Origin of the sequence: Ditibartonella apis, from assembly GCF_001952075.1 — a bacterium.
Lineage (GTDB): Bacteria > Pseudomonadota > Alphaproteobacteria > Rhizobiales > Rhizobiaceae > Bartonella > Bartonella apis.
Genome location: NZ_LXYU01000004.1, coordinates 412,486 through 436,954, shown reverse-complemented (window position 1 = coordinate 436,954; position 24,469 = coordinate 412,486). Strand labels below are relative to the sequence as shown.

Below are 24,469 nucleotides of genomic sequence, written 5' to 3'. Positions count from 1 at the left end.
TCAAAAGGACCCGAAATGACGGCAGATTTGCCATTCAAATTGCCACAGTTCATTGCGGGGCATGTGTGGTTGGTGGGCGCGGGGCCGGGTGACCCCGGACTTCTTACGCTCCATTGTATCAATGCACTCAAACAGGCGGACCATATCCTTTATGATGCGTTGGTCGATCATTCGTGCCTCAAGCTTGCAAAACAAGGCGCAGTTCTGGAATTTGCCGGTAAACGCGGTGGCAAACCCTCGCTCAAACAGCAGGAAATCACCGAACGCATGATTTGCCTTGCCCGCCAAGGTAAACGGGTTTTGCGTTTGAAAGGCGGCGATCCTTTTGTTTTTGGCCGTGGAGGTGAGGAAGCGCTTGCCTTGATAGAAGCGCATATTCCCTTTCGCGTCTTTCCCGGAATAACAGCAGGAATAGCAGGCCCTGCCTATGCAGGTATTCCGGTTACGCATCGCTCCGTCAATCATAGTGTATTGTTTTTAACCGGTCATGATGCTGACGGAACAGTGCCCAAATCTTTTGACTGGAAAGCAATTTCGCGCGCCGCACCGGTTCTTGTGTTTTATATGGCGATGAAACATATTGATGAAATTGCCGATGACCTTATCAAAGGGGGTCGCACGAGTGATGAGCCGGTTATGTTTATCACACATGCTACAACGGCTAATCAGCGGATTTATAAGACCGAACTTGGCCATATAAAACAAACAATCAAAGAACATGACATCGAACCGCCGACAATTGTTGTCGTTGGTAAAGTTGTTTCTCTTGCCGATAAACTTGCTCCGAATATTGTTACAGACGAATTGGATAACAGATCATTATGAATGGCTTTATGGTGAGTGCTGCCAATTCGGGAGCCGGTAAAACTGTTATCACTCTGGCATTGATGCGCGCTTTGAAAGAAATGGGACTAACCGTAGCCCCGCGAAAAGCAGGGCCCGACTTTATTGATCCGGCATTTCATAAAGCGGCAACAGGAGAAGATAGTTACAATCTCGATTGTTGGGCAATGCGCGACGCGCTCATAAGAAATATCGATTTCACCGACAATTCGGAGCAGAAGTTTTTTGTGGTCGAAGGCATGATGGGGCTTTATGACGGTGCCATTAACGGCGAGGGGTCTTCTGCCGAACTTGCCCGTTTGTTGGATTTGCCGGTATTTTTTGTCGTTGATGTAACAAGCCAATCACATTCGGTCGCGGCACTTGTCAAAGGTTTTGCCGAATTTATGCCGAAATTGCGCTTTGCCGGAATTATCCTCAATAAAATTGGAAGTCCCCGACATGAAGCTATGCTTCGCGCGGCTTTGCAACCGCTTGATATACCGGTAGTTGGTGCGGTTTACAGAAATAACGCCCTGACACTCCCCTCGCGTCATCTGGGACTGGTTCAGGCTTCGGAACGAACCGATCTTTATGATTTTATCGGAAAAGCGGCAGAAATTATAAAGGAAAGCGTTGATCTTGAGGAGATGATCGCATTATCGACTTCAAATGGCGTGAAGGTTGCTAGTGCCACGATTGATTATATCCCGCCACTAGGACAACGCATTGCGGTGAGCCGTGATGATGCTTTCCGTTTTTCTTATCCACACCTGCTTGATGGCTGGAGAAAAGCCGGTGCCGAAATCACATTCTTTTCGCCTTTGGCGAATGAAGCGCCGGATAAAGATTGTGATAGCATCTATTTATGTGGCGGTTATCCGGAACTTTTTTCCGGAAAACTGGCGACAGCAGAGAAGTTCAAAAAAGCCATGAGCAATATGGCAAAAGCCGGAAAAACTATTTATGGCGAATGCGGTGGTTATATGACCTTGGGGGAAACATTGGAAGATAGCGAAGGGGTTAAACACCCGATGCTTGGTCTGTTGCCATTGAATACCAGCTTCAAACAGAAGAAACTGCATTTAGGCTATCGCCGTTTGGTGCCGGAAGGAGAGCTTTTCGGGGAAAAAACCTTGCGAGGGCACGAGTTCCATTATGCCTCCATTGTAGATGAAAAAGTCGCTACTCCGCTTTTTAAAGCCTATGATGCGCTCGACAATTCTTTAGGTGCAAGGGGAATGAGAATAAACAATGTTGCCGGCTCGTTTATTCATTTGATAGATATTGAAGGTTGAAAAAATATGCTACAAGCATGCAGAAAATGCAGTGTAATTGTTTGATGTGTTTTCTATCAATTCATCAAAAACTATGTCATTGCGGCTTTCTATTGGGAGAGCAGGTGAGATGACCGGTGTTGGAAACAAACTGCCTTGAACACTTTGAATTTGGAAGATATTTTCTTGCGCCGATGGTGTGTTGAATGGCAAAACCGAATATTTGAAACAACCGCATTCAGGGATTCGTCCGTTAACTATGAAATATGAAATTGATAAGCTCAACGTTGCTTCCGAGGTTAACGCAAGAACACGCCGTATGAGCATACTTGCTCTCGCTGTCGGCGCCTTCGCAATCGGTACGTCGGAATTTGTTTCAATGGGGCTGCAACCGGAAATGGCAAAAAGTTCGGGTGTTGATATACCGACTGCCGGACAATATATTTCGGCCTATGCGATGGGTGTTGTCGTCGGTGCGCCAGTTCTGGCTGTAGCGACTGCAAAATTTCCGCGGAAATATGTTCTGATCGCTCTGATGCTATTTTATGCTTTTGCCAATATTGCGAGTGCCTGTGTGACAAGCTTCCACGCGCTGGTCGGTTTGCGGTTCATGAGCGGTTTACCACACGGCATCTATTTTGGTGTTGCCTCTATTGCCGCTTCTTCCATGGTGGAGATGAAAAATCGCCCCAAGGCTATCGGTGCAGTGATGCTGGGGCTTACAATTGCGACAGTTGTCGGTGCGCCGTTTGCAACCTGGCTCGGTCAGCTACTTGGGTGGCAAATGGCTTTTGTGCTGGTCGGCAGCATTGGTGCTCTTTGTGCAATTTTAGTGTTTTTGTTTCTACCCAGTTTGCCAACAGCATTGGGAACAAGCCCGCTTACCGAGCTTAGCGCATTAAAAGAAAAGCAAGTCTGGTTCATGCTGGCAATGGTCGCCATCGGAACAGCTGGTCTTTTTGCCGTGTTCAGTTACATCAAATCGACATTGACTGTCGTTTCCGGTGTTTCTATTGGCTGGGTGCCGTTTATCATGCCGCTTATAGGTCTTGGTATGGTAACAGGCAACATCTTCGGACCAAAAATAGCGGTAAAAATTGGTCCGATGAAGATGATATTTTATGCAATGCTGTGGAGCACAATTACATTCTTTCTGTTTTTCTTCCTCTGTCATTCCGGCATTACGGCTGCGATCGGCTGTTTTCTCATCGGTACATCATTTGCCAGTATGCCGTCAGTCCAGGCACGAGTGATGGATGTCGCAGCCAATGCCCAGACACTTGCCGGAGCACTGATGCAATCAGCCTATAATGTTGCCAATGCTTTGGGTGCTGAATCGGGTGCAGAAATCTTGCGGCTAGGTTTCGGTTATCAGGATACAGCGATTTTGGGCGGATGCCTTACCTTTTGCGGCGTGTTGATCTTTGCAGCATCGTGGTACGTCGATAAGCATGATCAGGCCAAAGCATCAAAACAGGTGTGATTCCGGTGGAGCGTCTCTGCTTTGTCCTTTTACTGGCGCTCCTGATTGATCGGTCAATCGGCGACCCCGACTGGATATGGCGCAAGGTTCCTCATCCGGTAGCGGCATTCGGGGCAGGGATAAAGTGGTTTGAAACAAGATACAACAGAAAGTCGATGTCTTCGCGTCGCCGGAAATGGTACGGCATCAGTGCGCTTCTTATCTTGTTGTTGGCAACCTTTATTATTGGCCTTGTTATTCATCTGCTTTTGCTCGAATTGGGGATTGCAGGAATAATTATTGAAGCGCTGTTTGCTTCCACATTATTAGCGCAAAAAAGCCTTGTCGATCACGTTGGTAAAGTGGAAAAAGCCTTCAAACAAGGTTCGCTTATCGAAGCGAGAAATGCTGTTTCGCTCGTAGTCGGGCGGGAAACAAAAAATCTCGATGAAAGTGCGGTTTGTCGTGCAGCAATCGAAAGCCTCGCAGAGAATAGCTCTGATGGCGTTGTGGCACCCGTATTCTGGTATATCATCCTCGGTCTTCCCGGCCTTTTTTGTTATAAATTGGTGAACACGGCCGACTCGATGGTCGGCTATAAAAATGAGCGCTTCAAGGATTTCGGCTGGGCTTCGGCACGACTTGACGATGTTGTCAATTTTATACCGGCAAGAGTGACAGCGTTTATCATTATCCTGACATGCGGACTTTTTATCAATCGGAAAGCTGCTGCAAAATCACTTGAAGTAGTGAGAAAAGATGCGCGTCACCATCATTCGCCCAATGCCGGTTTTCCCGAATGCGCCTTTGCAGGCGCCCTTGATATCAAGCTTTTGGGGCCAAGAATTTATTCAGGGGAAGCTGTTGACGAACCTTTCCAGAATGAAAGCGGGAAAATGGCCGGTCCCGCCGATATTTACCGTGCCATCCGGCTCTTCAAGCGTTCGATGGATGTGCTATTTTCAATTATTCTGCTGCTGTTTTTGATTGCTTCGGTTATCTGAATGTTTTCCGTCCGGACGGTTGAGCATATCGCGTGAAATAATGAAGGCGAGCGGCACTGCAAGCAGCAATATGACAATCAGAAAGATAAACAGCACTTTGGAAGCTGCAATCATACCGCTGACGCCACCCGGATCGAATAATCCGGCAAGATTGGTAATGCTTCCCGCAAGTGCCGCGCTTAGAGCTGTTGAAAACAATTGGATTGTTGTAAGAGATGCACTGGCACGCGTGGCATCTTTATCGGAAGCACATTGTAATACGCGGGTAAGCAAATGCGGCCATGACGTTCCAGCCCCGACCCCTATCAGGAAAAGCGCAATACAGATCGAAATCAGAAATCCCGATGATTTCATTTCAGAGGGGATGAAATAAAACAATGTTGCCATTCCGAGCATATCAATCACGGGTGCGAGAATGATGATTTTGCGCACAATTTTCGGAGCGGCTCCGGCACTTGGCAGTGAACCGCAGGTCCAGCCGATGCTCATAAGCGCGGCAATATAGCCTGCAACAAGTGGTCCACGCCCGTGAAGTTCCTGAAGAAACAGAGGTAGATAAAGCTCCGCACCATTTACGGCGACCGAAATAATAACCATCAGCCCGTAAAGCGGTAGGAATATCGACTGAATCGAAAATGAACCGTCTGGAAGCATTTTATTTTCGGATCGTTTGTCGATAATCCCAAGAACAAAAAGTAGGATAGCGCCGATAATTATGCCCGCAATTTTAATGTTGTTGTCGGCAACCGCACTGCTTGCCGAAATGATAAGAACCATAACGGTCAAAACAGCAAGTTGGATAACAGGAAGCCGTTCCGAAACGTTTTGACGTTCTGTCGTGCCGGGTAAAACTTTAAGCGCAACGCCGGAAAATAGCAGTGCCAGAATGCCAACCGTCCAGAATGAAGCGCGCCAAGTACTATATTCGGCGAAAATGCCACCAATGGCGGGGCCGAGTAATGTCGAAATACCCCACATGCCGGAAATGAGTCCCATGGCTCGTGGCCATAATGCAGGGTCAAATACAATTCTCACCATGGAATAGGAAAGTGACAACAAAAAGCCGCCACCGAAACCTTGAATGAGCCGACCAAACAGGAACGCCGCCATAGTTGGAGCAACACTACAGATAAGTGTACCCGCAGCAAACAGGAGTGCAGAAAGCACATAAGCGGTTTTGGGTCCGAAACGAGCCAACAATTTTGCTGCAAGCGACGCACCGATGAGCGATGCTGTCACAAAAATTGTTGCTGCCCAGGAATAATATTGTTCACCGTGAATATCGGCAACAAGGGAGGGCAAGATAGTGACAACGATATAAACATTGACCGCATGCAGAGCAACCCCGCCTGCAAGTGTTATCGAGCGGACACCATTTCTACCTGAAAGAAGTGTTGACCAGCCTTGTTCATTCATTGTCATCCCTATATTTTTTAAGAATCAGTGTCGGTCTTCTAAATAACCTCATAAGCCCCTGGAGCCAAGGAATGAAACTTTGATCGGCAATTTTTGTTCCCGCCAAAACAAAAAGCCCCGTGTAAAACGGGGCTTTTTGCTTTTTTCAAATTAAAAATGCTCAGGCGAGAGCTTTGGCAAGATTTTCCGCTATCTTGTCAAGAAAACCTGTCGTTGAAAGCCATTTCTGGTTCGGACCGATGAGCAGGGCAAGATCCTTGGTCATAAAACCGGATTCAACTGTGTCGACACATACTTTTTCAAGTGTATCGGCAAAGTGCTTCAACGGGTCATTGTTGTCGAGCTTTGCACGGTGAGCCAAACCGCGAGTCCAGGCGAAGATCGAAGCAATCGAGTTGGTCGATGTCTCTTCGCCGCGCTGGTATTGGCGATAGTGGCGGGTTACTGTTCCATGTGCTGCCTCGGCTTCAACCGTTTTGCCATCCGGTGTCATAAGAACGGAGGTCATGAGTCCCAAAGATCCGAAACCCTGAGCCACTGTGTCGGATTGGACATCACCGTCATAATTCTTACAAGCCCAGACATATCCGCCGGACCATTTAAGTGATGAAGCAACCATATCGTCGATCAGACGGTGCTCGTAAGTGAGATTATATTTATCGAATTCGGATTTGAATTCCTTATCGAAAACTTCCTGAAAGATATCTTTGAAGCGGCCATCATAGGCCTTCAAAATAGTGTTTTTCGTCGAAAGATAAACCGGAACTTTGCGCTGCAAACCATAGTTGAACGACGCACGGGCAAAATCTCGGATCGATGCATCAAGATTATACATGGCCAATGCAACACCTGCACCGGGTGCATCATAAACATCATGCTCGATAACTTTTCCGTCTTCACCGACAAATTTGATTGTCAGTTTACCTTTGCCGGGAAATTTGAAATCTGTTGCTTTATACTGGTCACCAAAAGCATGACGGCCGATAATAATCGGTTTTGTCCAGTGCGGGACAAGCCGCGGAACATTTTTACAAATAATAGGTTCACGGAAGATAACGCCACCAAGAATATTACGGATTGTACCGTTCGGCGACTTCCACATTTTTTTCAGATTGAATTCTTTAACGCGTGCTTCATCCGGCGTGATTGTCGCGCATTTAACGCCAACGCCATATTTCTTGATAGCATTTGCAGCGTCGGTTGTTACCTGATCGTTGGTCGCATCACGATTTTCTATCGAAAGATCATAATATTTCAGATCTACATCGAGATAGGGATGGATCAATTTTTCCTTGATATATTGCCAAATAATGCGTGTCATCTCATCGCCGTCGAGTTCGACGACCGGATTTGCGACCTTGATCTTTGCCATTAGATATTCCTCTTCCGTAGTTTTAATATTTTTGCCGTTATAACATTGGCAGTCGTAAACTGGAAAGCCCTAAACCGTGATTATAACGGACCTTTGAAGATGAAGTAGGCTCCGCTAACGATAAGAGCAAAGCCGACAAAATGATTAACAGTGAGTTTTTCACCAAGATAAAGGATAGAAAAACCGGAAAATATCAGAAGCGTGATCACTTCCTGAATCGTTTTAAGCTGCGCGGCGCTATATACAGTATGTCCCAAGCGGTTTGCGGGAACAGCAAGGCAATATTCGAAAAATGCGATTCCCCAACTTACGATGATGACGAGCATTAATGGCTTGTTGGTGAATTTCAGATGCCCGTACCAGGCAAAGGTCATGAAAATGTTCGATAACAACAATAAGCCGATTGGCACGATATAGGGTAAAATCTGCATTTTGATAAACCGGCGAATTTTATAAAGCGCGATCGTAATAAAGTTCGATGCCTGTTAGAGTAGAAATATGTTTGACATATTCCTCGATGATTTGTGGCATTTTGATATCTTTCACAATCGTCAGATTGCGCAATGTCGGAAATATCATAACATCATCCCAGCTCAGGCGCTGATTTTTATTATCGGGATGGAAAGATAAGGTAACCAGTTTGTCTTCAACCTTCTTTTTGTGATCGGCAGTTTCGCTCATTGCCTGATCGAATGATTTGCCAAGTGATTTTTCTTTTTTTGCCTGAAAATAATCAATGGCTGATTTTGTAGCAAACTCCGGAAGTGACGCTTTTACATTTCGCGGATAAAGCAATGCATTGATATCGGCTGATATCGCCGAAAGCTCGTCGGTTACTACTTTCCGATGGACGCTTGCTGGTGATATAACCTGATTTTTTTTACCGATTTCATCGAACTTATGGGCAATATCGAGGCTTTCAACCATAGCAGTCCCATCGTCGAATTCCAAAATCGGCACCTGTTTCTTGTGAACGAGCCGCATGCATGTGTCGGAATCATCGTTAAGCAAAACAACATATTCGACAGGAACACGTTTATATCCGGCCACCATTTTGGCGCGGGTACAAAACGGGCAATGGTCATAATAGTAAAGTTTCATCGAAAATTTCCTCGCACTGTTGAGATTTTTCTGGTCTTAGCGGCAGTAGTATCAAGACTTTTTACACTCTACCCCAAAACAATCGATCGGAAAAGCAAAGTAAAATTGAAGACAGCAGAATCTGTGCGAGCTCGTCGGAATTGTTATTTATGTCCTAAAATAGTTGGACCGGAGAAATGGAATTACCATTGCAATCATTGTCTGTTGCTAAAACGGATGTCAGTCGTTTCCCGCTCGGGCAACAGCAACCTATAGGAAAGGTCGCAAAATGACGGCCGGTCTCAAAAGCAAAGTGGATGATGTCCATTCGGTTGCCAATGGTTTTATTTCATTGCCAGTCATTTTCGAGCAGTTCACTACCGCTGAAAACCGGAATAATTGTAGATCAAAGCTGTTCAATCAGAATTGTTTTTGTAAAATTGCCGGAAAAATGATGAATTTTCCATTGAACGCGACTATTAACTCTAAATAGCAAGCTTGCTTGCGCTGCATTATTTGCATCCGGACGCTAATTGAACTATATTGTTCACAGACAATAGTGCCAAAAGTCTGGCATTATATCGGAGGCGAAAATGGTATCGATCACATCAACTGATATGAATTTGGTCAATCATGGTTTTGATGTTCCGGGACTACGTGCAGCCCAGAACATACAAGAAATTGTCCAATCGCAGAACAACGCCACACAAACCGTGCGTGTCGATGATCGTAATGTAATGTCGCCACGTATTTCCGATGCTTTGTCACGTATACAGGAACTTGTTGAAAAGGGAATTAATGCATCCGGCATTATCAGTCAGCAAGTCAATACGAACATGACCAATCCGCAATATTTTACCGGCACTTTGAAGGACGCCGATGCGGCTAAATATGCCGGGTTCGAGGGTGTTCCGACTGGCAGTTTTCAGGTATTTACGCCGCCTGAAATCAGTGACGACAAACTGAAAGATCTTGTCAAATCCACTGCCCAGCTTGGTGGTCTTCCAAATGGCGATGATGCTTTGTTCAAAGCGCTGCAAAATGATACGGCAAAGATCTATAACCAGAAGGATTCTGAAAATCTTCTTGGTAAACCGGTTGACTGGAAGCAGGGAAGCATTGGCGGTACAATGTGGGATCGCAATGCTATTGACCAAAAAGCTGTTCAACAGGTGGCTCAAGATGGTAAACAAATTTTTGCCGGTGCAATCGGTTCAATCCATTTTGCAATTGTTTATTAAAGCTTGATTTTCTATTCCTGAATCCAGTGGCCCAATTCATGATAGATGTTGGGCCATTTTTATATGTAAAATCTTAATGTGAATTTTTGCTGCGTTTCGTGTGGAAAATAGAGGTATTTGGAAAACGTCGAAAACCTCAATCTTCTTTCCGAATGTTTTTCTTGGGAATAAATCGAAAAAAGCCTGTCTCTGGCTTAAAGGGACGACGACTCGGTTGAATGCCGCGGTGCAATGGAATTTTTGTGCATGTTTGCACAGTATTTGCTCAAGACAAAATAATGTTGCGTTATGGAATCTATTTTGGCGCGAATTTGTTCTTTGAAATAATGCGAGAAATGTTTAAACTCCGACAGCTTTCGAAAGATAGTATGGTGTAAACGATGCGTTTTTTTATTTCATTTTTGTTGTGTATTTTGTCATTGCCTGCCTTGGCTGAAAGCCGTACTGCAATAATCGGAGCTATCCAAGTTATTGATGGGGAAACACTCGAAATTCAAAATCAACGTATAAAATTGTGGGGAGTAGATGCTCCGGAACTTAACCAGACATGTAAAAATGGTCAGGATGCCGGTTATGATTGTGGAAAAGAAGCCGCATCTGCACTTTCGCAATGGTTGACAGAATTGCAACCTGTGCGCTGCGAACCTCGGGGCAATGATAATTCAGGCAATACGATTGCGATTTGCTATACCTCGACTGGGGATGACATTGCAAGCTGGATGGTACGTAACGGCTATGCCGTTGATTGGCCGAAATATTCCAATGGTTTTTACGGCGTTTCAGAAAAACAGGCACAATCAAACAAGAGTGGTATTTGGCAACATAATGAAGCCGCCCCGTGGAAAATCACCGAAAAATAGTGTCTTTCAGCTTGAATTCGAAGTTGTAAGTGGCTTAGCAGTAATGTGCGCGGCCGTGGCCACACCTGTAGCAATTGCACAGCTCAACCCCGAATTTTCGGCTGTTGCACAGTCTGCAACAGCATTGGTAGCCACATGCGTGGTTGTTTCCTCTATTATTGTGCCGATTTTTGACAGGCTTATGGGCGAAAAATATCGCTCCCAAGGTGAGGACGTAATAATTTTGAATGCAACTATAATAACTTATGATGGAGCTATCGAGCTCTATCATAGGTGAAATATCGGTTTAACATTTGAAATTATGCTTTTAGAAATTGTATTCTGGATTGGTTGTAATAAAAATTTTGTTATTTTTAAAATTATTTAATGCGCGTTAAAATGATAATATCTTTTTGCAACGCTTGTTGCTTAACTATTATACACGAGCTTGATCGGAAAAATAATCACTGGAATGTCAATACATTTTTGGTGACCGCATGAACAGGTATATCGCGCTAGTAAGCATATCTTCTGATAGCTCCAATATAGACTGTAAAGGGAGAATTTATCGTCCGTATGCTGATGGGCATAGTCATATATTGTTGGTAATGGCGGTAATAACGTTCAAATAATAAGAACGGTATATAAATAAATATAGAACAGTTTATTCACATAAAATATTAATATGAAAATTAAAATAATTATTTTTCGATAATTAAATTATAATAAAATTATTTATTATTTAAAATGAATATTAAACTGGCGGCTTTGCCGCGTGGGCATATGTTCTAAAGCAAATGTTGCTGGAAGATGGGGGAATAATGATTACAGTCAACGAACTGGTTGCACACAAGACATTGGAATTAAGCTTTAAAGCCGGCATTCAAGGGGGCGAAAGATTTATCAATTGGGCTCACGCTGTTGATCTTCCGGATCCGTGGAATTGGGTTTCTTCCGGTAATCTAGTGATGACTAACGGCGCAGGCATACCCGTAGATACTAAAGAACAAGTTGAATGGATTACCAAGCTCATAGCCTCGAATGCCAGTGCACTTGTTATCATTCCCCGCAGCGACGCCGCAGCCCTTACCAAGGATTTGCTTGATATTGCCGATAAATATAAGTTTCCAATTCTGGTCACTCATTTCAAGCTAAAATTGGCCTGCCTCGCGCGCATTGTCATAGAAAGCATTATGAATACCCGAAGAGACCAATTGGAAGCCGGACACAAACTCTTTCAAGCCTATGCAGCGTCTTTGCATGAAAGTTTGGAATTGAGCGAACGCCTTGAAAATCTAGGGTGCCGTCAATCATGGCATATGGTTGTAAGTGACATTCGCAGCCACCAAATAATTGCAGCCTCGTCAAAAGAGTTGAAAATTCCTGACAACCTTCAACCATTTGAGGTACCCGGTCGCAGTCATGCATTGCTCTATCTTTGGCATCATGACGAGAAAACCGCGATTGATCCGTTGCTGGCCCATTATCTCAAAGGATTGGTTGGCATCGAAATGGAACGGCAGATGATCGAGTGCGACCGTCAGCGACAAGAGGGCGAAAAACTATTCAAGGATATTCTTTCAGGTGATGTCGATTATCGCGCAACGAAAGCAATTTTGATGCGCCGCAATCTGGAAAATCCACTCGTCAATTTGGCTATAGACGTAGAGGGCTCCACCAAATGGACAATTGAAGACATCCATTATCATACGGTTTTTCGCAATTCGTTCCCTCTTATTCTTGCTGGGCAAACTGACCTTATTACTTTACCCGATAACGAAGATCTGATTGGAGCCATGGTAGATGCTTTCGGCCCTGCCACAAAAATTGGCGTCAGCCAGCCGGTTACACCGGCAACAGGATTTGTCGAAAGTATACGTCAGGCTAAAATTGCGCTTTCTCAAGCCAAGGAAAACAGTTGCAGTATAATACGATACGGAGCAGAGGGACAAATCGTAAGTCTGTTTCCGAAAACAGTTTCAGAAACGCGGGATTTTGTCGAGCATTTCTTAGGAAAACTGATAGATTACGATAACCAAAACCATACTGCTTTGCTCCAGACTTTGGATAGATTTATTGCACAGAATTGCAACTGGAAAGCTGCGGCATATGCGCTGGGAATCCATCGTCAGACGTTAATTTACCGCATTCATCTTATTGAACAATTGACCGGTCTTAAGCCGAATTCCTCACAAGGTACTGCAACGTTCTGGCTGGCACTGAAGGCTGGAAAAACAGCCGGTATTCTGCCGTTATAAAGAATTGTTCCCAATTATACATATGTATTAATGCAAAGCGCATTGGCATATATTCGCCAATAGAGGAGTTTATCCAGTTAAGTTAGCTTATCTTGTAAAATAAAAATAATGGGAACAAATACAATGATAGAGCAAACGAAAAAAAATCCAAAGCTGCAACAAAAACTGAAAACACGTCACGTGACGATGATTTCATTAGGAAGTATTATCGGTGCGGGACTGTTCGTCGGTTCCAGTGCGGTAATTTCATTATCAGGCCCTTCGGCCTTTATTGCATATGCCTTTACCGGCGTTATTGTGATGTTAATTATGCGCATGGTGGGGGAAATGGCTGCCGCCCATCCTGTTTCCGGCTCGTTTGTCGATTATGCGCGAATGGCTTTCGGTAATTGGGCCGGTTTTTCCACAGGCTGGCTTTATTGGTATTTTTGGGTCATTGTTGTGGGATTAGAAGCTGTTGTCGGGGGGCAAATCATCAATAGTTGGCTTCCCGATTTGCCTGTGTGGACGATTGCTCTGGCACTGCTTATTGTGATGACTACAATCAATTTACTCTCTGTCGGATCCTTCGGTGAGGCCGAATACTGGTTTTCGGGAATTAAAGTCTTTGCCATTATTATTTTCATCGCAGTAGTAGCTGCTTATGCGTTCGGGCCTTGGCCGGAGTCATCTGCTTCCATCGCGAACCTCTTTAATCACGGCGGTTTTTTCCCGCATGGCATAGTGGCCTTTTTATCATCTATCGTGGTTATCATTTTTTCGATGACTGGTGTTGAAGTGATTGCAATTGCCGCCGCTGAATCTGCAGACCCTGAACGGAGCATGCAACAAGCAGTCAAAAGCGTTATTATCCGCGTTCTGGCTTTCTTTGTAATTTCAACTTTTCTTATTGTTGTCGTTCAGCCCTGGACTGAAGTTGTTCCTGGTAAATCACCTTTTGTTACCACATTTGACACTATCGGTATTCCAGGGGCCAGCACGATGCTGACAATTGTCATTCTTGTGGCAATTTTATCGGTGATAAATGCTGGTCTTTATACAGCATCCCGCTTGCTGTTCGTGCTTAGTTTACGCGGAGAAGCACCGAAAACCCTTACACATGTCAGTGCTCGCGGCGTACCAATCAAGGGCGTGCTTTTTTCAACGTTGATCGGTTACGCATGTGTAATTATCGCTGCTGTTTGGCCGGATACAGTCTTTCTTTTCCTGATTAATTCATCCGGTGCGGTGTTTTTATTCATTTACCTGATGATTTGTTTGTCACAATTGAAACTGCGCAAACGGTGGGTCGCCGAAGGAACGTTAAAATTTAAAATGTGGGGGCATCCCTGGCTGCCACTTGCCGTAACCGGCTGCATTATTGCTGTTATCATCAGCATGCTGTTTGAAGATTCAACACGGATCAGCCTTATGCAATGTGTGATTTCGATGGCTTTTATTTTGATAGTATTTGTCATTTTGAACAAATTCAAACAAAGCAAGAATAACATCAATACAAGTCAAAATGAATTATCCGAACCCGATTAATTGGTAATCTATAACTTGCGATGAAAGACAAATTATAAAGTGGCTGATCAGGTTTTTTATTCAAACAATCATTATAATTAACGAATGATGCAGGGAAATATAATAAGTGATATTTCCCTGCATATTAAGGATTGTGTAAAAGTTATTATTTTGGCTGATTCAATCGATAGATCTATTTTAAAAACGCCAATTTGACATTTTTGAACGTTATTTCTGTTATTTTGACGATAAGAAGAAAGCCAATTTTCAGATGTCATACATAACCCGCAAAATAGGGATTGACTTGTAAACAAGTGCGGGGGGCGCAACTGTAACAAATTGTCAGCTTTAAAATTTTACAAGAAAAAGCTAATAACCTCGTGATTTAGCTTTTTCATGAAAAGCATAGCTCATCACTGTTGAACTCATCAATATCAGCTCACACCCTTCAAATATTAACCTGACCTTAAACGCAGCCGGTCATAAGATCGGATGGTTATTCTGCATTCTTTTAGGAGAGCTGTCATATTGAGAACGGTGTCACGACAACTAGCTAAAGGGGAAGGATTGAACAGGATGAAATGTTGAAATGTCACAGCTTCAATCGCTTACAAAAGAGGCAGGGTAGCCGCCCCGTCAGTGGTTAACTATGAACCTTAATCTCCGATTGTCTGTCAAAAAGAGACGAATTTTACCTATTACTTGCAGTAAAAATCTGGAAATGATGAAAACATCACATACAGCATCACCACACCTGCAAGTCTCGCGGGAATGACCGAAGATTGTCACTCTGTTCCCGAAGCTGGTTTGTCAGTGACATACATCATCCAAACGCCACCAAGAAAGGAAATATGTGTTCATATTTTGTAAGATCATCGGTTTACGCGGAGCGGTGAACGTCATGCTGTATGAACTTTCATTAACGAATAAGACTGTTCAAACAATTGAGGATTTTTTTCGTAGGTAGACCATCCGGCAGTCATTGAATGCAATAAGCCGTTAATATGTTAGAGAATGATACGATCTTCTTCTAGCTTGATCAGTTGGCAAAGCGATTGAACTTGAAATATGGAACCGCGACACTTCTCACTTCTTTGCAAACGGTTGGCGTTATATGTGACACGCGGCTTATTGACTGTTTTCACCAAAAATAGCGTTGATTTTCAATTCCATCACTATAACGCGCTATATCATGTTCTGTATGACGGATACGTTATAATCGGCACAACTAGCATACAGACAAAATATCCCTATTATATCCTTCAAGACCTTCATGAAAACGTCGAAAACATTGAAATTCCGTCTCAATCAGTCGGAATGGAGTTGTCCATATTGAATTGACCGACGTTAAATATTCGGCCTAACCATGATAGATAATGAGTGTTGTGCACCATAAGAAATGCGATCGTTTCTATCAATATCGCATCGGCAACACATTGTTGTGCTTATGACAAAACTGAAAGTCCCGCTAAAGATCTATCCCTTTTGGATATATCAGAATGTCGGCGGGGTACAGGCACTAACAACCTCACAAATGGCGTCACCGACACAGCGAAAACCGTGGGGTCTTTTGCTTTCAAAATAATATGCATCGCCCGGTCCGAGAATTCGCCTTTCATTGTCTACAATGACTTCAAGTTTGCCCGATATAACGATACCGCCTTCCTCGCCTTTATGAACCAGAAGCACTTTGCCTGTGCCTGATCCCGGTTGATAACGTTCTTTCAGGATTTGCAATGCCCGGTCGGGAAAACGTTCGCCAATTTGCCTATAGGACACCTTGCCTTTGCCAATTTCAGTCAATTCATCAGCTTTGTAGAAAAACTTGGCGGGCATTTCCGGTTTCAACGAAAAGAATTCTCCAAGATCAATCGGAATCCCGTCAAGTATACGCTTTAGCGCACCAACAGAGGGATTACTTCGACCCGCTTCAATCAAAGAAATTGTCGAAGGTGTAACGCCTGCGCGTTCTGCAAGTTTGCGTTGAGATATATTTTTCGCTAATCGGACGTAGCGCAATCTTACCCCTATATCTATGTTTTCCATTCTATACCCCATTCACAGTGTTAAAAATATCGAAATATTTATAATACGAATTAATAAAATCAACTAGTTAAAAAACATAAGAAAAGGACTTGTTTAAACTTTGAAAAACATCTTACTGTAAATAAAAATTTTTATGGAGGGATTCATGGCAAAGATTAAAAATACAATTTCACTTGAAAGTTACTGGATGCCCTTCACGGCAAATCGCCAGTTTAAAGCAAATCCGCGAATTCTGTCGGCAGCAAAAGGTATGTATTATACCGATATCGACGGCAATAAAGTTCTTGACGGTACCGCCGGCCTTTGGTGCGTCAATGCAGGACATGGTCGTGACGAGATTACCAATGCAGTGCAACACCAACTGGCAACATTGGATTACGCTCCCGGTTTTCAAATGTCCCATCCAATCGTTCACGAGTTCTCCAACAGGCTCGTTGAAATGTCACCGGGAGGTAAAAATAGTGGCCTCAACCACGTATTTTTTGCCAACTCCGGTTCGGAAGCCGATGATACTGCTCTTAAAATTGCTATTGCCTATCAAAGAGCTATCGGGCAAGGGACACGCACCCATCTGGTCGGGCGCGAAAAAGGCTATCACGGCGTCGGCTTCGGAGGTATCTCGGTTGGAGGTTTAGTGAATAACCGACGTGTATTTCCGCAGATTCCGGCAAGCCATATGCGCCATACGTTGAATATCGAGAAAAATGCTTTTACTCGCGGGTTACCTCAACACGGTGCCGAACTTGCCGACGATCTCGAACGTATTGTCGCGTTGAATGGTGCTGAAACGATTGCGGCCGTTATTGTTGAACCAATGTCCGGATCAGCTGGTGTTATATTACCTCCCGTCGGATATTTGCAACGCTTGCGGGAAATTACACAAAAATATGGAATTCTCTTGATTTTTGACGAGGTTATTACCGGTTTTGGTCGCCTTGGAACGCCATTCGCGGTGGATTATTTCCGGGTCGTTCCCGATATGGTGGCATGCGCAAAAGGACTTACCAATGGCGCCGTTCCAATGGCAGCCGTCTTTGTGCACGAAAATATCTATAAGGCCTTAATGCAAGGACCGGAAAGCCAAATAGAACTATTTCACGGTTACACTTATTCCGGACACCCTGTTGCCTGCGCTGCAGGCCTTACAACCATGGATATTTATAAACGAGAGGGATTATTGACACGTGGAAAAGAGCTCGAAAAATATTGGGAAGACGCGCTATTTTCCCTAAAAGGGCTACCTAATGTCATTGATATTCGCACAATCGGTCTCGTCGGGGGAGTAGAATTGGCACCCCGCGCTGGTGCGGCTGGACAGCGTGGATATGAGATTTTCGTAGATTGCTTCAAAAATGGTGCATTGGTTCGCCAAACGGGAGACATCATAGCACTTTCTCCGCCGTTGATTGTCGAAAAGGACCAGATTGATGTCATCGTCAGCAAACTGGCGGACGCCATAAAACGCACGAAATGATTTCAGTGTTGGAATTGAAACAAACTGTTTGATTTCAAGTTCGTTTAATGAATGTTTTTTGAAAATTTTACCTGTCGGCCAAAAGGTGAGGGAGCCGTGGCCGACATGTTCGTTATAATTCCGTTTATCGTATAAGATTTTGATCTGATAGATTGTTTAAATCCAAAATTGAAAAGCAAATCGGCTCAGAATTTTCTTGAACGCAATCGTGCAATGGACCCAACGTATTTTTGATTTTGACAGTTAAGAGAATTTTTCTAACGGGATTTTTTAAAAAAATTGGATATTATGTGTCTTTGCGGGGTGGGTGCTGTTAATGCTCGTATCTTGGATTTTTAAACCCATGCATTTAACAAATGAATTTGACAGACCGACGCTTTTGATAATGAAGCACAAGGATATAGTAAAGTTTCTTAAAAACACCTAACTATTTTAGGTGACTAGGTCCGGCACTGGCACAAATAGTAAATAAGTGCGCCAGAAGGGGCTAGTTGAATCACAGCAATGCGAAGGTCTGCTTGTCGACTTTACATAGAGATTAAAACACACGCTATCAGGCCATGAAGGGGCAAGTGCAAGGGAGCTATCCCCTTGAGGAACAGCGTTTTGTGTTTATGGTTCATAAAATGGTAATGTTGGATTATTGATAACTTTTTTAGTTTTATTAAAACCGGGCCAAAACTCTTCAATTTCCCATAAACGACCTTTGGTTACATATTTTATATGTCTTATAACATCTTCATAATCGTCAGATGAAAATTTGGACCACCCTCTAACTACCTTTTTCTGCCAAAAAATTTCTAGGCCGCCAACATTTTTTTCTGCTAATTTTTGCAATAAGAGGCGGTCTATCGGCGGATGCAAAGCGTTTATTTTGTTCTCGTAGTCAGAACGTTCTGCTGGAACATCATTTAGGAACATAGCCTTAAAATAAATATTTATAAATTTTGCAGCTACACCATGCGTGAACTGCATGATGTTGTTTTTGATAGTATTTTCGGCCGCTAAACATATTTTTTGCCGTAATTTTTTATGTAAATTATCGAATTCAAGCGGGTCAGGTAAATCGTCTAAAGTCTTATAGTCCAACAGTGAGCTATTAAGAGCAATCTCTGCACCTTGTTCACCCGTAAATCGACATTTCCTTGAAGCCCGGGCCGCGGTTGATGCACACCAAACAGAAAACCTTTGCTTAACGTCTATTAATTTATTTTTATCCATCCGAGCAGACTTTCATAACTGTTTGATATTTACTGTATAATCGAACGAAGAGGATCACAATCCAGTTCATAACTTTTACTAGGTAATATTCGTTTGAACGAAAATATGTTTTGCGACCCCGTTCATTCATAGAATTCATGGTTTCGGCAGTCTTACGATAAGTTATAGCAAAGATATAAGCCATTTTATTGCACAATACACCAGCTTGATCCTTTTTTTGTTACTAGTCGTGTATCGACCAAGTGTGTATTCTCCCATCTTTCCTTTGAGTATAAAAAACTTCGCCTAAGCGAAGTTTTACAAATAGCTTATCTCTTAAATCTTCAGCAATCATAAAAAAGTTTTATTCTCTTTATTATCAAATACCTTACTAAGTTTTTTCCCGTAATTAATAAACGGTTTTTCAACTATCTTCCAAGAAAGGTAACCAACTAAAACACTGGAAAAAGAGGAAAGTACAGTCAATTTTAATGAATTCAGACCTGGCATTAAAGAAACCCAAATTTGCTGGATAATCCAACCCCATAGGTAAACGCCATATGACAAATCATATCGAGGTTTCAAATGAACAATAAAATTTCTTGTAAACAAGTATATTAATGTTAAAAAAATTGAAATATACATTAGGTAAGGCGTAAGTGAAGTATTCCTGAATAAATAACATATGATGAACGAAGATAAAATAAGTTCTATATTTATTTTCACTTTATCTTTCCATAAAGCTAATAGACAACCGAATGCAAAACTTAAGCATAAGAATTGTCTATCGATGTCGTTAGGTTGGATCCATGTAAATATGAACTTATTACCCATAAACGCATCAATAATAATTCCGATTCCTATTAATGTTGCCAAATTACGATTTTTAAAAATACCGAAGACAAATAAGCAAAGTAATAATGCGTATGAATAAAATTCATAGGGTAGGCTCCATAAAGACCCATTGACACCTGCGCTTAAATTGCTCGAAAAAACACCGGGCAAACTATATGACAAAAATAATAGAACATTTTTATAAAAGTATGAGTAAGTCTCTTGATTAGAGTAGTATTCTGCTAATGATAAATTTGTAAATATTGCTCCAATTAAGAATGTAGTTAAAAATACAACAAAAATTAACGCAGGGAAAATACGAAATATTCGTGAAATAGCAAACCCGAAAGGATTGCGTTTTACTAGAATACTGTTTGTAACAAAAAGTCCACTTAAAAAGAAGAATACCTTTACTGAAACCCCTCCAGAATAATCATAAAAAATATAATGATTTAAAAAATCATGAGTCTTCTTCGTAACAAATACATTTGAATGACCATAAATAACTAATAATGCAGCGATTATTCTCAAGAGATCAAAATTATTATTTTCTCTTTTCAAGATATCTTTTACGTACAAAACACATCCCCTTTTCGTCTTGTGGGGGGACTTATAACAGATGTTCTCCGAAAAAATAGGGGCTATCAAAAACTTTTATTCAAAATGAATTTATCTTGATATCCATGTGACACCATCGAAAATTGCTTGAGACTCAACAACGGTTTTATAAGCGCCAATAAGTGCTTTGCTTTGTAAGCGAATCGTCTCGATATGTTCCCGATTTGCTTCCGATTTGCGTAAGTCCAAATGATATTTTTAGCAACTTTGGCAAGCATATTGCCGTTAGTGCCGAGGCTAGATTGTAAGGAAAGGTACTTAACATCACTCGGCGGTTGCGGCCTTTTGCGTCACTCCACAGTTGTCATATCAGCAAAAGCGGACACGATATCTATCGGCTGCAGGTCTCGCTAGCGTTCATCAGCTTTATCTTACGCTTCAATCATGTTGGATTACGGCTCGTGCCAACACCGGAGTTTAGCCAAACACACTCAATCTACTCCAGCGGAAAAAATGCAGTATCACGAGATTGATATTTTAAGGTGGAAATTACTTTCGTGATACGCATGTTGGAAATTAGACGAGAACCAACAGATAGAAATCAGCAGCCATATAACGGAGGTGATAACCTGTTAGTTAATAAGCTAAATGGCTGACCAAATTCCGGTAAGTCCGGCAACTGAGGTGATATAGTCCCGAAAGATTGGCGAGGAATAACTGTTCAACCGCTTTTAGGCGAGTTTAATATAGCAAAATGGACGCGCTCAGTGTTGATATATACCTGTACGTAATGGACATGGTAGGTGTCTTCATTGAGAACCTCGACAGGCTGGACTTCGTAGAACGCTATAACGGCGTCAGAACACTTTTGTATTGTGATCTCCTTTCGGGGGAGGGACAATATTACGCGGCAAACCTGTATGACCACAATCGGTTTGCATTTATGGCAGCAAGGCTTAAAAGATTAAAAGGGATTTAGTCCTATTAATAAACGATATTCGAGGGTTAGAAACTTATTTGAGAAATCTGCTATCCCGCAAGGGGAGACGTATTTTTTCTGCAGCAACGAAGGTCTACAGACAAGAGAATTGATAATCATGAATGCTGAAATCATATGTGTTTTCTAAAAAATTTTGTAACATAAAAAAGATTGTTGTTTTGGTAATTTTTCTGTTTGCCTTTGGCAAAGTTTATGCTAGTTGCAATGCGGCGCCCTTATAGCTCAGTTGGTAGAGCACCTGATTTGTAATCAGGGGGTCGGGAGTTCGAGTCTCTCTGGGGGCACCATTGATTTTTTTCAGCAAAATCAAATAATTATTGAATATATTATCTCAAAAGAAACGTCATTTAATTTCCCCAAACAATAGATCAAGGCGTCGCTGGTGACAACGTTCTATGTTGTCGTAAATCTCGACAGAGAATCGTTAGCGAGCAATTTGTGGGGCAATAAAAAGATTTTAAAACTCGGCGTGGCCGGATAGGGCTTTTTTCAGGCGCATTTCATAATCTTGTCTCGTAATTTCTATCGCGCCGAAATGCTCAAGATGTGGTGTTGTAAATTGTGTATCAAGAAGAATGAAGTTATGGCTTTTTAAATGTTCTACAAGCGCCACAAGACATATCTTGGAAGCATCAGTAACGCGCGAGAACATGCTTTCTCCGAAAAAGGCTTGCCCGAGAGCCAAACCATATAAACCGCCGACAAGCTTTTCGTTTTGCCAAGCTTCAACAGTATGGCAAAAACCGAGGTCGAATAACTCTCCGTAAGCTTTACGAATGGGGTGATTGATCCAGGTTGTTTCGCGTCCAGGCTTTGATTCGGCGCAGCCGGAAATAACGCCTTCGAAATCGGAATCAATAACGATGTTGAATGGCTTTTTCTTCATGGTTTTCTTCAGACTTTTCGGAATGTGAAAATTGTCCAAAGGAATAATTCCACGCCGTTCGGGACGTATCCAATAAATGTCGGGATCTTCTGCATCATCCGACATAGGAAAAATTCCCTGCGCATATGCACTCAGCAGTAGCGCAGGGGTTAGTTTATCTTTTTCTTTTTCAGACAAAGCTATCAGCTATTTGATGCTGCCTTATCGGCAAGATATTTTTCCAGCCAGTGGATGTCATAATTTCCTTTGGCTATATCTTCATTGCCAATAAGATCACGGAAAAGCGGGAGGGTTGTTTTGATACCGTCGACGACGAACTCGTCAAGAGCGCGCCGCAACCGCATCATGCATTCAAGCCGCGTTCTTCCATGAACAATCAGTTTGCCGATCAGGCTGTCGTAATAAGGCGGTATCCGATAACCGGAATAAACGCCTGAATCAACGCGCACACCCAGGCCACCCGGTGTATGGAAATGGGTAATCAATCCGGGGGAAGGGGTGAAGTTGACCGGATCCTCGGCATTGATACGACATTCAATCGCATGGCCTGAAAAGTGGATATCACTTTGTTTTGCCGAAAGACCTTCACCGGCTGCAACCTGAATTTGTTCGTGAACAAGGTCAATGCCTGTTACGGCTTCCGTCACCGGATGTTCGACCTGAAGACGGGTATTCATTTCAATGAAATAGAATTCGCCGTTTTCATAAAGGAATTCAATCGTTCCAGCGCCGCGATAGCCCAATTCGGCACAGGCGTTGGCAACAATCATGCCGATTTTCTGCCGTGCTTGTTCGTCCAACACTGTGGAATTGGCTTCTTCCCAAACCTTCTGGTTACGTCTCTGCAAAGAACAATCCCGTTCGCCGAGATGAATTGCATTTCCTGCGCCGTCACCCATAACCTGAACTTCGATGTGACGCGGTTTCTCAAGATATTTTTCAATATAGACAGCGTCGTCACCGAACGCAGCAGCAGCTTCACTACGCGCGGTACTAAGAGCAATAGAAAGCTCTTTTGGAGAGCGCGCTACTTTCATACCGCGTCCGCCACCGCCGGCAGAAGCTTTGATGATAACTGGATAGCCGATTTTATCAGCAACCTTATAGGCCTCGTCATCATCTGTAACACCGCCATCGGAACCGGGAACCACGGGAATGCCTAAACGTTTAGCTGTTTTCTTGGCTTCGATTTTATCGCCCATAATACGAATATGAGCGGCGGTCGGGCCAATAAAAGTAATCGAATGAGCTTCCAGAATTTCAGCAAATTTGGCGTTTTCTGAAAGAAACCCATAGCCAGGATGAATGGCATCCGCGCCGGTAATCTCGCAAGCAGCAACTATTTGCTGAATATTGAGATAGGAATCGCGTGAGGGGGGCGGACCAATGCAGACGCTTTCATCAGCGAGTCTTACATGCATGGCATCAGCATCGGCTGTCGAATGAACAGCGACGGTTTTAATACCAAGCTCTTTACATGCACGCAGAACTCTGAGTGCAATTTCGCCACGGTTGGCTATCAGGATTTTCTGAAACATTTCGTGATCCTGTCTTATTCAACAACGACCAGTGGCTCACCAAATTCAACCGGTTGGGCATCTTCAACCAAAATAGCTTTGACCGTTCCCGCACGCGGCGAAGATATCTGGTTCATTGTTTTCATTGCTTCAATAATTATAAGAGTTTGCCCCTCGGAAACCTGTTGCCCGACTTCGACGAACGGACGCGCTCCCGGAGCCGGTGCGAGATAGGCAGTACCAACCATGGGGGAGGTGACCGCGTTTTTCGTCAAATCTTCTTTTTTGGGTTCGGCTGGAGCAGGAGCAGCTGCCGGAGCAGCAGGTGCATAGGTTGTTTGCACCGGTACGCCGCCACTTAACTGGCGGGAAACGCGGATGCGTAAATCCCCTTGTTCGACTTCAATATCCGAAAGGTTTGTATCATTGAGTATTTCGGCGAGATCGCGGATGAGATCTTTATTTACACCTGTGCTTTTGACGGTACTTGTTGTTTTTGTAGCCATCTCTTTCTTTTACTCCTCGATCTTCGTGACCGTTCTAATATTCAGGACCGGAACTTTTCAAGCTCGATCAACAACCATCCTATGGCAAAACCAAAGACGGCTTTAAAAATCCGATTGGTTCAACTGTAACATTTTTAATTACAGTTCAAAACTCAAAAACGCTTATAAGCA

At 43.1% G+C, this 24,469-nt stretch carries 20 protein-coding genes and 1 tRNA gene; 11 read left to right on the top strand and 10 right to left on the bottom strand.

What is annotated here, in order from left to right; all coding sequences use genetic code 11:
• Positions 1-15 precede the first annotated feature (15 nt).
• The 4 genes from cobA to cbiB all read left to right on the top strand — a co-directional run bounded on the left by cobA (position 16) and on the right by cbiB (position 4,565).
• Entirely contained in the window at positions 16-825 is an 810-nt protein-coding gene (gene cobA / locus PEB0122_RS11055) for a uroporphyrinogen-III C-methyltransferase (RefSeq protein ID WP_075917185.1), read from the top strand.
• Positions 822-2,120 (top strand): cobyrinic acid a,c-diamide synthase CobB, encoded by a 1,299-nt coding sequence (locus tag PEB0122_RS11050; protein ID WP_075917184.1) that lies wholly within the window; start codon positions 822-824, stop codon positions 2,118-2,120. Before cobA ends, PEB0122_RS11050 begins: the two co-directional genes overlap by 4 nt.
• 238 nt (positions 2,121-2,358) lie before the next feature.
• Positions 2,359-3,582: an MFS transporter gene (locus PEB0122_RS11045; RefSeq protein ID WP_075917240.1), complete on the top strand. Its 1,224-nt coding sequence runs from the start codon at positions 2,359-2,361 to the stop codon at positions 3,580-3,582.
• A 5-nt stretch (positions 3,583-3,587) separates the two neighbouring features.
• Complete coding sequence (gene cbiB, locus PEB0122_RS11040) at positions 3,588-4,565, top strand: adenosylcobinamide-phosphate synthase CbiB (protein WP_075917238.1); 978 nt, start codon at positions 3,588-3,590, stop codon at positions 4,563-4,565.
• On the opposite strand, the gene PEB0122_RS11035 is transcribed toward cbiB, so the two are convergent.
• From PEB0122_RS11035 to grxB, 4 genes are all read right to left on the bottom strand, one after another.
• Positions 4,524-5,981, bottom strand: coding sequence for an MFS transporter (locus PEB0122_RS11035; protein WP_075917239.1), 1,458 nt, complete (start codon positions 5,979-5,981; stop codon positions 4,524-4,526). The two genes, cbiB and PEB0122_RS11035, sit on opposite strands and share 42 nt — an antisense overlap.
• Before the next feature lie 160 nt (positions 5,982-6,141).
• The gene (locus PEB0122_RS11030; protein WP_075870535.1) at positions 6,142-7,353 is read right to left on the bottom strand and encodes an NADP-dependent isocitrate dehydrogenase; all 1,212 of its coding nucleotides are present in this window, start codon (positions 7,351-7,353) and stop codon (positions 6,142-6,144) included.
• An 80-nt stretch (positions 7,354-7,433) separates the two neighbouring features.
• A complete protein-coding gene (locus tag PEB0122_RS11025) occupies positions 7,434-7,784 on the bottom strand; it encodes a DMT family protein (protein WP_075870536.1) in 351 nt (116 codons plus the stop codon).
• Between the two features lie 19 nt (positions 7,785-7,803).
• Positions 7,804-8,454 (bottom strand): glutaredoxin 2, encoded by a 651-nt coding sequence (gene grxB / locus PEB0122_RS11020; protein WP_075917183.1) that lies wholly within the window; start codon positions 8,452-8,454, stop codon positions 7,804-7,806.
• 572 nt (positions 8,455-9,026) lie between these two features.
• On the opposite strand from grxB, the gene PEB0122_RS11015 reads away from it, so the two are divergent.
• From PEB0122_RS11015 to PEB0122_RS10995, 5 genes are all read left to right on the top strand, one after another.
• A complete protein-coding gene (locus tag PEB0122_RS11015; RefSeq protein ID WP_083639844.1) occupies positions 9,027-9,674 on the top strand; it encodes a hypothetical protein in 648 nt (215 codons plus the stop codon).
• A gap of 380 nt (positions 9,675-10,054) precedes the next feature.
• Positions 10,055-10,534: a thermonuclease family protein gene (locus tag PEB0122_RS11010; protein WP_075917182.1), complete on the top strand. Its 480-nt coding sequence runs from the start codon at positions 10,055-10,057 to the stop codon at positions 10,532-10,534.
• On the top strand, positions 10,500-10,811 hold the full coding sequence (locus PEB0122_RS11830; protein WP_225867848.1) for a 2-keto-3-deoxygluconate permease: 312 nt from the start codon (positions 10,500-10,502) through the stop codon (positions 10,809-10,811). Before PEB0122_RS11010 ends, PEB0122_RS11830 begins: the two co-directional genes overlap by 35 nt.
• 523 nt (positions 10,812-11,334) lie before the next feature.
• On the top strand, positions 11,335-12,771 hold the full coding sequence (locus tag PEB0122_RS11000; RefSeq protein ID WP_075917237.1) for a PucR family transcriptional regulator: 1,437 nt from the start codon (positions 11,335-11,337) through the stop codon (positions 12,769-12,771).
• A 123-nt stretch (positions 12,772-12,894) separates the two neighbouring features.
• The gene (locus PEB0122_RS10995; RefSeq protein WP_075917236.1) at positions 12,895-14,298 is read left to right on the top strand and encodes an amino acid permease; all 1,404 of its coding nucleotides are present in this window, start codon (positions 12,895-12,897) and stop codon (positions 14,296-14,298) included.
• Between the two features lie 1,473 nt (positions 14,299-15,771).
• Here PEB0122_RS10995 and PEB0122_RS10990 read toward each other — a convergent pair.
• On the bottom strand, positions 15,772-16,323 hold the full coding sequence (locus PEB0122_RS10990; protein ID WP_075917181.1) for a cupin domain-containing protein: 552 nt from the start codon (positions 16,321-16,323) through the stop codon (positions 15,772-15,774).
• A 145-nt stretch (positions 16,324-16,468) separates the two neighbouring features.
• Here PEB0122_RS10990 and aptA point away from each other — a divergent pair, with 145 nt between their 5' ends.
• Positions 16,469-17,797: an omega-aminotransferase AptA gene (gene aptA / locus PEB0122_RS10985; RefSeq protein WP_075917235.1), complete on the top strand. Its 1,329-nt coding sequence runs from the start codon at positions 16,469-16,471 to the stop codon at positions 17,795-17,797.
• Between the two features lie 612 nt (positions 17,798-18,409).
• On the opposite strand, the gene PEB0122_RS10980 is transcribed toward aptA, so the two are convergent.
• Together PEB0122_RS10980 and PEB0122_RS10975 are read right to left on the bottom strand one after the other, a co-directional pair.
• Positions 18,410-19,018, bottom strand: coding sequence for a hypothetical protein (locus tag PEB0122_RS10980; RefSeq protein WP_075917180.1), 609 nt, complete (start codon positions 19,016-19,018; stop codon positions 18,410-18,412).
• A 330-nt stretch (positions 19,019-19,348) separates the two neighbouring features.
• Positions 19,349-20,410, bottom strand: a complete 1,062-nt coding sequence (locus PEB0122_RS10975; protein WP_075917234.1) for an acyltransferase family protein — start codon at positions 20,408-20,410, stop codon at positions 19,349-19,351.
• Between the two features lie 1,190 nt (positions 20,411-21,600).
• Here PEB0122_RS10975 and PEB0122_RS10960 point away from each other — a divergent pair.
• A tRNA-Thr gene (locus PEB0122_RS10960) sits at positions 21,601-21,676 on the top strand.
• 170 nt (positions 21,677-21,846) lie between these two features.
• Here PEB0122_RS10960 and aat read toward each other — a convergent pair.
• The 3 genes from aat to accB are packed head-to-tail and all read right to left on the bottom strand — an operon-like array spanning position 21,847 to position 24,298.
• Complete coding sequence (gene aat, locus PEB0122_RS10955) at positions 21,847-22,461, bottom strand: leucyl/phenylalanyl-tRNA--protein transferase (RefSeq protein ID WP_404801512.1); 615 nt, start codon at positions 22,459-22,461, stop codon at positions 21,847-21,849.
• Positions 22,458-23,813 (bottom strand): acetyl-CoA carboxylase biotin carboxylase subunit, encoded by a 1,356-nt coding sequence (accC, locus tag PEB0122_RS10950; protein ID WP_075870545.1) that lies wholly within the window; start codon positions 23,811-23,813, stop codon positions 22,458-22,460. Before accC ends, aat begins: the two co-directional genes overlap by 4 nt.
• 14 nt (positions 23,814-23,827) lie before the next feature.
• A complete protein-coding gene (accB, locus tag PEB0122_RS10945; RefSeq protein WP_075870546.1) occupies positions 23,828-24,298 on the bottom strand; it encodes an acetyl-CoA carboxylase biotin carboxyl carrier protein in 471 nt (156 codons plus the stop codon).
• Between the last annotated feature and the right edge of the window lie 171 nt (positions 24,299-24,469).

Bases quoted from the DNA above. Each gene is read 5' to 3' on its own strand.
- PEB0122_RS11030 (WP_075870535.1), bottom strand. From the start codon at position 7,353: ATGGCAAAGATCAAGGTCGCAAATCCGGTCGTCGAACTCGACGGCGAT.
- PEB0122_RS10995 (WP_075917236.1), top strand. From the start codon at position 12,895: ATGATAGAGCAAACGAAAAAAAATCCAAAGCTGCAACAAAAACTGAAA.
- PEB0122_RS10990 (WP_075917181.1), bottom strand. From the start codon at position 16,323: ATGGAAAACATAGATATAGGGGTAAGATTGCGCTACGTCCGATTAGCG.
- PEB0122_RS11035 (WP_075917239.1), bottom strand. From the start codon at position 5,981: ATGAATGAACAAGGCTGGTCAACACTTCTTTCAGGTAGAAATGGTGTC.
- PEB0122_RS11015 (WP_083639844.1), top strand. From the start codon at position 9,027: ATGGTATCGATCACATCAACTGATATGAATTTGGTCAATCATGGTTTT.
- PEB0122_RS11000 (WP_075917237.1), top strand. From the start codon at position 11,335: ATGATTACAGTCAACGAACTGGTTGCACACAAGACATTGGAATTAAGC.
- accC (WP_075870545.1), bottom strand. From the start codon at position 23,813: ATGTTTCAGAAAATCCTGATAGCCAACCGTGGCGAAATTGCACTCAGA.
- cobA (WP_075917185.1), top strand. From the start codon at position 16: ATGACGGCAGATTTGCCATTCAAATTGCCACAGTTCATTGCGGGGCAT.
- PEB0122_RS10980 (WP_075917180.1), bottom strand. From the start codon at position 19,018: ATGGATAAAAATAAATTAATAGACGTTAAGCAAAGGTTTTCTGTTTGG.
- grxB (WP_075917183.1), bottom strand. From the start codon at position 8,454: ATGAAACTTTACTATTATGACCATTGCCCGTTTTGTACCCGCGCCAAA.
- PEB0122_RS11025 (WP_075870536.1), bottom strand. From the start codon at position 7,784: ATGCAGATTTTACCCTATATCGTGCCAATCGGCTTATTGTTGTTATCG.
- PEB0122_RS11010 (WP_075917182.1), top strand. From the start codon at position 10,055: ATGCGTTTTTTTATTTCATTTTTGTTGTGTATTTTGTCATTGCCTGCC.
- accB (WP_075870546.1), bottom strand. From the start codon at position 24,298: ATGGCTACAAAAACAACAAGTACCGTCAAAAGCACAGGTGTAAATAAA.
- aptA (WP_075917235.1), top strand. From the start codon at position 16,469: ATGGCAAAGATTAAAAATACAATTTCACTTGAAAGTTACTGGATGCCC.
- PEB0122_RS11050 (WP_075917184.1), top strand. From the start codon at position 822: ATGAATGGCTTTATGGTGAGTGCTGCCAATTCGGGAGCCGGTAAAACT.
- PEB0122_RS11045 (WP_075917240.1), top strand. From the start codon at position 2,359: ATGAAATATGAAATTGATAAGCTCAACGTTGCTTCCGAGGTTAACGCA.
- PEB0122_RS11830 (WP_225867848.1), top strand. From the start codon at position 10,500: ATGAAGCCGCCCCGTGGAAAATCACCGAAAAATAGTGTCTTTCAGCTT.